The organism is Micromonospora sp. NPDC007230, from assembly GCF_042869115.1.
In the GTDB taxonomy this organism is placed as follows: Bacteria; Actinomycetota; Actinomycetes; order Mycobacteriales; family Micromonosporaceae; genus Micromonospora.
The window spans coordinates 1-7498 of the sequence record NZ_JBIAFE010000062.1 but is presented as its reverse complement, the minus strand read 5'-3'; the positions used below and the strand labels follow the sequence as shown (position 1 = coordinate 7498).

At 70.2% G+C, this 7498-nt stretch carries 8 protein-coding genes and 1 pseudogene; 5 read left to right on the top strand and 4 right to left on the bottom strand.

Annotation, left to right across the window (positions count from 1 at the left end; genetic code table 11):
- Positions 1 to 513: 513 nt before the first annotated feature.
- On the bottom strand, positions 514 to 828 hold the full coding sequence (locus ACFYML_RS36400; protein ID WP_387424980.1) for an SCO4848 family membrane protein: 315 nt from the start codon (positions 826 to 828) through the stop codon (positions 514 to 516).
- A gap of 150 nt (positions 829 to 978) precedes the next feature.
- A complete protein-coding gene (locus ACFYML_RS36395) occupies positions 979 to 1449 on the bottom strand; it encodes a hypothetical protein (RefSeq protein WP_387424979.1) in 471 nt (156 codons plus the stop codon).
- 279 nt (positions 1450 to 1728) lie between these two features.
- Here ACFYML_RS36395 and ACFYML_RS36390 point away from each other — a divergent pair, with 279 nt between their 5' ends.
- The 4 genes from ACFYML_RS36390 (at position 1729) to ACFYML_RS36375 (ending at position 5908) form a co-directional block, all read left to right on the top strand.
- Complete coding sequence (locus ACFYML_RS36390; protein ID WP_387424978.1) at positions 1729 to 2169, top strand: PRC-barrel domain-containing protein; 441 nt, start codon at positions 1729 to 1731, stop codon at positions 2167 to 2169.
- A 337-nt stretch (positions 2170 to 2506) separates the two neighbouring features.
- On the top strand, positions 2507 to 3565 hold the full coding sequence (gene trpS, locus ACFYML_RS36385) for a tryptophan--tRNA ligase (RefSeq protein WP_387424977.1): 1059 nt from the start codon (positions 2507 to 2509) through the stop codon (positions 3563 to 3565).
- A 283-nt stretch (positions 3566 to 3848) separates the two neighbouring features.
- Complete coding sequence (argS, locus tag ACFYML_RS36380; RefSeq protein ID WP_387424976.1) at positions 3849 to 5567, top strand: arginine--tRNA ligase; 1719 nt, start codon at positions 3849 to 3851, stop codon at positions 5565 to 5567.
- A 212-nt stretch (positions 5568 to 5779) separates the two neighbouring features.
- Positions 5780 to 5908: a hypothetical protein gene (locus ACFYML_RS36375; RefSeq protein ID WP_387424975.1), complete on the top strand. Its 129-nt coding sequence runs from the start codon at positions 5780 to 5782 to the stop codon at positions 5906 to 5908.
- Positions 5909 to 6062: 154 nt separating this feature from the next.
- Here the strand turns inward: ACFYML_RS36375 and ACFYML_RS36370 are convergent.
- Positions 6063 to 6677: pseudogene (locus tag ACFYML_RS36370) on the bottom strand (VOC family protein); the annotation flags it as partial.
- A gap of 6 nt (positions 6678 to 6683) precedes the next feature.
- Complete coding sequence (locus ACFYML_RS36365) at positions 6684 to 6932, bottom strand: hypothetical protein (protein ID WP_387424974.1); 249 nt, start codon at positions 6930 to 6932, stop codon at positions 6684 to 6686.
- Between the two features lie 278 nt (positions 6933 to 7210).
- On the opposite strand from ACFYML_RS36365, the gene ACFYML_RS36360 reads away from it, so the two are divergent.
- Entirely contained in the window at positions 7211 to 7408 is a 198-nt protein-coding gene (locus tag ACFYML_RS36360) for a hypothetical protein (protein WP_387424973.1), read from the top strand.
- The last annotated feature ends 90 nt before the right edge of the window (positions 7409 to 7498 follow it).

The following is a 7498-nucleotide window of genomic DNA, read 5'->3' as shown; positions in this document are numbered from 1 at the left end:
TCAAAGAACAACCACACACCATCCAGCAACCCCGCATCATGCAGGACCCTGTCCGGGGCATTTCGTTCACCGCGACCGCCGCTCTCGCGCCGGGCACTTTTACTACGTTACCTCACCGTCTCCGCCGTGTCAAACCGTGTGTCCCGGTCTGTCGTGCTTCGTACGGGTTGGCGCCGCTGAACTCGCACAGCAGCGAACCGCTGCGCTCGATCATCGGATTTGGCAGGCCGGCCGTCGCGGTGACCGCGAACTCGCCCGGTGCCCTGCCGGTCGACAACCTTACCCGGTCGCTTCCGCTCCACCAAATCCGCCCTGCGGCGTTTCTGGCGAGCCCCGCCCGGTCCAGATCCGATGGTGTCAACCATCCGAGCCTGGTCGTCGTTCCTGCGCTCCGGCCTTCAGGACTTTCGCCCTGTTTCGTCCGTTCCGCGCTGGCAGAGAGAAAGTTACGCGTCTTCGGCTTTGATCGTCAAATCCGCGGGTGGCGTCCCGCGTCACATCATCATCGTTGGACTATCTTCCCTGTCCAACCCGGGTTCCGGGCGGGACATCCGGAGCCGCACCGGCGCTTCGGGCGGTGGAACGACCCCGGCGAGCCGCGAGCCAGCCCCTGACGCCGAGCACTCCGACGGTGGTGCCGATCGCCAGCGAGCCCGCGATCAGCAGGGCGTGCACCCAGAGGAAGCTTGTTGGGGTGCCCTCGCCGATCGTGCCGGTCGACCAGGAGCGCGGGTCCTTCCAGATGGCGACCGCGAACCTCGGCCAGATCACCCAGGTCCACACGCCGACCCCAACCAGGAACAGCGACCAGCCACGCGACAGCACCATGGCAGGCCAGTATGCCAGCGTCGCCATGACCGGCGGCCCGTTCCGGCGCGGGACCAGCTGCGTGCCGGCCCGCGCCGGGTGAGGGCGGGCACCCGGCCCGCCCCACCCGACAGGCAGCCATCCTGGAACGGGTCCGCGCCACGACCGGCATCAGAAGCAGGTGACGGCGCCGCCGATGGCCGGGTTCGCCCGGTCGTGGCGGTGCAGGGTGCCCGAGGCGTCGGCCATGGCGCCGCCCCAGATCACGCAACCAGTGCCCACATACCCGTAGACCGGGCCGGCGGCGTAGAGCCGGTTGCCGTCGTCGACCGAGAAGGAGGGGATCAGCTCCGGATCCAGGTAGACCTGGGTCCTGGTGAGGCTTCCGAGGTACGCCGACTTCAGGGTGACCGTGCACCCGTACCCGGTGAAGGGGTTGCGCAGCAGGTGGACGGTGCCGAGCCGCTCGCCGGTGGTCGCGTTCCGGATGGGGTCCTGGTCGACGCTGACGAAGCCGGGCCCGCAGAGCCCCTGGGCGGTGTACGGGTTGCCCGCGGCGGCCTTCGCCCCGGTCCCGGCCAGCCCGACCAGCACGGCCACCGCGGCCGCCCCGATTCCGATTCGTCGAATTGCCCGCTGCATCTGCGCTTCCTTTCCTCGACACCTGGGACGCGGGACCAGAATCGCCGGAACGGTCGGCCGGACCGAATGTGCCCGGCGAACACTCCGAGCTCTTTCCGGGTGTGCTGACGGGCGGGTTCACCCGGTGCCACCTGCGGAGGAGCACGCTGCCCGGGGAATGGGCGCCGATTATGAGGTATCTCGCAGAAACCGGAAATGATGAACCGAAAATTGCGTTGATGTTTCGGCGATTCGACGTGCGGGCAGAGTTTCTGTCGACGACGACAGCGGAGGTGGACCATGCAGCCGTTCAATCCGTGGAGTTGGCGGGACCCGGCCGCGCTCGCCGGCGGCTACGACGAGACCGGCCCGGACGACGTGCCGCAGCAGCAGTCGGCGGGTGCCGATGGTCCCGACGCACCCGGCCCGGGCACCCCGATCGACCTCACCGGTTACCGGGTGGAGGCGACCGACGGCCGGATCGGGTCGGTCGACCAGGCGAGCGAGGAAGCCGGGGCCCACTGTCTCGTGGTGGACACCGGGCCTTGGATCTTCGGCCGGAAGGTGCTGCTGCCGGTGGGCACGGTGGCCCGGGTCGACCACCTGGCGCGCGCGGTGCACGTGGACCGCACCCGGGAGCAGGTGAAGCACTCGCCGGCCTTCGAGCCGGACGACTTCCGCCGCCCTGATTACCAGGAGCAGGTCGGCAGCTACTACGCGGAGAGCTACCGCGAGCGCTGAGCGGACCCCGGGTGATCCGGTGACCGCGCTCAGCCAGGGCGGCGAGGACCGCCGCCGACCGGCTAACCTGTCGGCATGGTCCGGCCGAGCACCCTCGCCCCGGAGACCGAGAACGGTCTCCCGGCGGCTGCTGCTCCGGTTCTTCCGGCCCGTGTGGATGACGGTCGGGAGCAGATCCTCGACGTACTCCGTGCCGGTGGGTTGCGGTTCCGCGCCGGCGGGCGATGGCGGTTCGCGCTCTGACGAGCCGCCTCCACTGATCCGGGTCCGCCCCGGGTCTCTTCCCGCGCGCCCGCGCGTCCTTCCACCGTTCTCTCGGCACGAAAGGCGTACCACCATGTCCGCAGCACGGATGCTCACCGGCGACCGCCCGACCGGGCGACTGCACCTGGGCCACTACGTCGGCAGCATCGCCAACCGGGTGCAGTTGCACCAGCGGTACGAGAGCTTCTTCATCATCGCCGACCTGCACATGCTCACCACGAAGAACACCCGTGAGGACATCGAGCAGGTGGCCGGCAACGCCCGTGAGATGGTCACCGACATCCTCGCCGCGGGCGTCGACCCGGACCGCGCCACCTTCTACCTCCAGTCGGCGATCCCCGAGGTCGGCGACCTGAACACCCTCCTCCAGAACCTGATCACCGTGCCCCGGTTGGAGCGCGTCCCGTCGCTCAAGGAGATGGCCCGGGACGCCGGCAAGGAGGAGATGCCGTACGGCCTGCTCGGCTATCCCGTCCTCCAGGCCGCCGACATCCTCTGCGTGAAGGGGCAGGTCGTGCCGGTGGGCCGGGACAACGCCGCGCACGTCGAGGTGACCCGGGAGATCGCCCGGCGCTTCAACCACCTCTACGGCGACGTCTTCCCGGTGCCGGAACTGATCATGTCGGAGACGCCCGCCCTGGTCGGCACCGATGGCCAGGGGAAGATGAGCAAGAGCAAGGGGAACGCGATCGGCCTCGCCGACGACCCGGCGACCGTCCGCCGCAAGGTGATGGGGATGTACACCGACCCGAACCGGGTGCGCGCCGACGTGCCCGGGACGGTGGAGGGCAACCCGGTGTTCGCGTACCACGACGTGTTCAACCCGGACCGGGCGAAGGTCGAGGAGCTGAAGGCGCGGTACCGGGCCGGCCGGGTCGGTGACGTCGAGGTCAAGGAGGAACTGGCCACCGCGTTGAACCGGTTCCTCGACCCGATCCGCGAGCGGCGGGCCCGCTTCGAGGCCGACCGCGGCCGGGTCGACGAGCTGATCGTCGAGGGCACTGAGCGCACTCGGGCCGAGGTGCACCGCACCCTGGTCGAGGTCCGGCGGGCGATGGGGTTGACCAGCGCGTACACCCAGGTGCGGCGGCGGGCCGAGCGGTACCGCAAGGCCGTCGCCACGCCGGCCTGAGCTTTCGCGTACGACCTGCCGGCCGGCCCGAAGGAGCGCTTGCGCCGCCCCCGGGCCGGCCGGTTAGGCTGCTGACATGACCAGCGCGCACGCCCACCAGCCGACGTCCCCCGACGTCCAGCTCGGCGCGCTGCGACGCCGGCGGTCCCGCGACCGCCTGCGCTGAGCACCATCTCTTGCGACCGGCGGATCGAGCCGCCGGTCATCGCCGATCGTCCTCGGTCCGCCCGCATTCCCGTCCGGAGATCCGCGTGAGGCGGATCCGAGCGAGATCGGCGTACCCATGGATCTGGAGAAACTGCTGACCGACCGGCTGGCGCCGGCGTTCGAGAAGGTGGCCGGCCTACCGGTGGACCCGGTGGTGCGGCGCTCGCAGCGCGCGGACTTCCAGTCCGACGCGGCGTTGGCGCTGGCCCGGCGGCTCGGCCGGCCGCCGCGGTCGATCGCGGCGGAGGTGCTGGACCGCGCGGAGCTCGGCGACCTGTGCGCCGTGGCGGAGGTGTCCGGGCCGGGCTTCCTCAACCTGACCGTCGCGGACCGTGCCCTGGGCGGCCTGGTCGCCGCACTGGCCACCGACCCCCGGCTCGGCGTGCCGGTGGCGGCCGAGCCGGAGACCGTGGTGGTCGACTACTCCGGGCCGAACGTGGCCAAGGAGATGCACGTCGGGCACCTGCGGTCGACGGTGATCGGCGACGCGGCGGCCCGGCTGCTGGAGTGGCTGGGCCACCGGGTGGTCCGGGCCAACCACCTGGGCGACTGGGGTACGCCGTTCGGCATGCTGATCGAGCACCTGGCCGACCTGGGCGAGGCCGCGGCGGCACAGGAGCTGTCCATGGGCGACCTGGACGCGTTCTACAAGGCGGCCCGGGCCAAGTTCGACGCGGACGAGGCGTTCCGGGAGCGGTCCCGGCAGCGGGTGGTGGCGCTGCAGGGCGGCGACGAGGCGACGCTGCGGCTGTGGCGGCTGCTGGTCGAGCAGTCCGAACGCTACTTCCTCGCCGTGTACGAGCTGCTAGACGTGACCCTGACCGCGCGGGACTTCCGGGGCGAGAGCAGCTACAACGACCTGCTCGCCCCGGTGGTGGCGGACCTGGACCGGGCCGGCCTGCTGCGGGAGAGCGACGGCGCCGCCTGCGTCTTCCCGCCGGGCTTCGCCGGCCGGGACGGTGAGCCGCTGCCACTGATCGTGCGCAAGTCCGACGGTGGGTACGGCTACCCCGCCACCGACCTGGCTGCGATCCGCCACCGGACCGGGTCGCTGGGGGCGACCCGGCTGCTCTACGTGGTGGGGCTGCCGCAGCGCCGGCACTTCGAGCTGGTGTACGCGGCCGCGGCGCAGGCCGGCTGGCTGGTCCCGCCGGCCCGCGCCGAGCATGTGGGGTTCGGGTCGATCCTCGGCCCGGACGGGCGGATGCTGCGCAGCCGGTCCGGTGAATCGGTGAAGCTGGTCGCCCTGCTGGAGGAGGCGGTGGCCCGGTCCACCGCGCTGGCCCGGGAGCGCAACCCGGACCTGGGCGAGGCCGAGGCGGCCGAGGTGGGCAGGGCCGTCGGCATCGGCGCGATCAAGTACGCCGACCTGTCGAGCGACCGGCACAAGGACTACGTGCTGGACTGGGAACGGATGCTCTCGCTGGACGGGAACACCGCACCCTACCTGCAGTACGCGTACTCCCGGATCCGGTCGATCTTCCGGCGGGCCGGGACGGCGGCCCGGCCGGACGCGGCGGTCTCGCTGGTCGAGCCGGCCGAGCGGGCCCTCGCCATCGAGCTGCTCGGCTTCTCCGGGGTGGTCGCCGAGGTGGCGCGGACTCTGGACTTCCACCAACTGGCTGCCTACCTGTACCGGCTGGCGGCGGCGTTCAGCGCCTTCTACGAGCGCTGCCCGGTGCTGCGGGCCGGGGGTGAGCTGCGGGAAAGCCGGCTGCTGCTCTGCGACCTGACCGCGCGGATGCTCCGGCAGGGGCTGTATCTGCTGGGCATCCGGACCCCGGAGCGGCTGTGACCGGAGCCGTACGCCGCACCCGCATCTGAGCGTGGCGGCAAGCGCTGAAGCGAGATTTCCTCCTCGGGCAGCCGTAGACGTCCGGCCTCCCGCACGGGGACGAGGTGGAGCGTCACCAGCCGAACGACACGGATGACCCATGGCGGGCCTGTACCGGCTTGGCTTATCGATGGCTCTAAGGGTTGGCCGGCCCGCTGCGGCATACTCCGGTCGTGGACCAGGACGACCCTCTGAGCGATCGGCTGCAAGTGGGTGCACAGATCGCTGTGCTTGTGGCGGTGCTCCTTGTGCCGCTCGTGTGCTGTGGCGGGCTGTTCGCGAACTGGTTGTGGAACAACTGACCGCTCGTGGGCCGGCCGGCGCCCCGGCCGGAAGCCGCCAGGCCGGCGCCGGGCCCGCTTTGCAGATTCCACGGTCGCTCCTCGCACCTTCGGACTGGGGCGCGTCGCAAAGCCCGGGCTGGTGGCCGTAGTGCGCGGATGACGAGGGTTTGGGTCAGCCTGGGGCGAGGAGGCAGAACTCGTTGCCTTCCGGGTCGGCGAGGACCGCCCACGGGACATCCAGGTCGATGGCGGTGGCGCCGATAGTCCGCAGTCTGGCCGCCTCGGCCTCCAGGTCGTCACCTGGATATGGGCGGACGTCGAGATGGACGCGGTTCCACCCGGTCTTCACGTCGGGTGTGCGGATGAACTGCAGATATGGGCCGACGCCCTTGGCGGAGCGCAGTACCGCGTTGTGGTCGGTCACCTCGTGCAGGGTCCAGTCCATGGCCTGGTCCCAATAGCGGGCCATGGCTCGCGGATCCGCGCAGTCGACCACCACCGCGGCGATCGGTCCGGTGTCTCGGTAGAGCGGTCGGGGGTCCAGCACGCAGAACTCGTTGCCCTCTGGGTCGGCCATGACCGTCCATGGGACGTCGCCCTGGCCCACGTCGGCGGGTGTTGCGCCGAGATCCTTCAGGCGCGTCACCACCTCCGCCTGATGGGCCGCCGAGGTGGTGGCGAGGTCGACGTGCACGCGGTTCTTCACCGTCTTGGGTTCCGGGGAGACGATGAGGTCGATGCAGACGGCGACGGGGTCGGGGTAGACGAAGCCCTCGCTGGGGTCAAGCGGGGGTCAGCCGTTCATCCCCCGAAGCGGCTGCCAACTCCACCCGTCGAGCTTGGAGAGCACCGCTTCCCACGCAGCGGCGGTCAACTCCTGGGCGTGCTCGTCGCAGAGCACCAAGCGGACCGCGAGGTCCTTAACGGCAAGTTCAAGCCTGATCCCCTTCCGGTACTGCTCTATCTCCTCCAACGGTTCGCCGGTCCACGCCTCTCCACGTGTGGCCGGGCGATCACAGTCATTCACCAGGCAAGCCAGCATCGGTCGATGGTCCCTCATCGACGCAGACTGGCGGCTTGGGAATTGTCGATCTCCGGCAGGCCATGGGCTTGGCGGCCTGGTCTCGGCAGTCCCGCGTGGCCTTGGCTGGCCCTTGTTGTCCTCGTCCAATGGCACGCTAATGGCACGCCGCGTGCTTGCCCCGACCGCTGGCGGAAGCGACCGCCGACCACCGTCTTTCAAAGATCATGCGGTCTGTCTGCCGGCTTGGCGGTACGGATGGCTGTACAGCCGTCGTCCCCGCTTTTCATACTCGACCGGTGACTGCTGCGGATCTTCCAGGCCGGTTCAGACCCATCATCGAGCAGGTGGCCGAACGGATTTCTGCTGGCGATTTCGATGGCCCAGCGCGGGACTACTCGCGATCGGACCACGACCTGGGCGTCTGGGCCCGCGAGTACCCGGCGACGTTCATCCCATTGCCGCCCGAGGCGTGGCACCACGCCGACGCCTACTGAAGTGATCTCAGCGACTTTCCGGTAGGTATTTGTACTCGAAGTGGGTCAGGTGTAGCGCGGCGGCGACGATGTCGCCGATTCGGCGTGGGC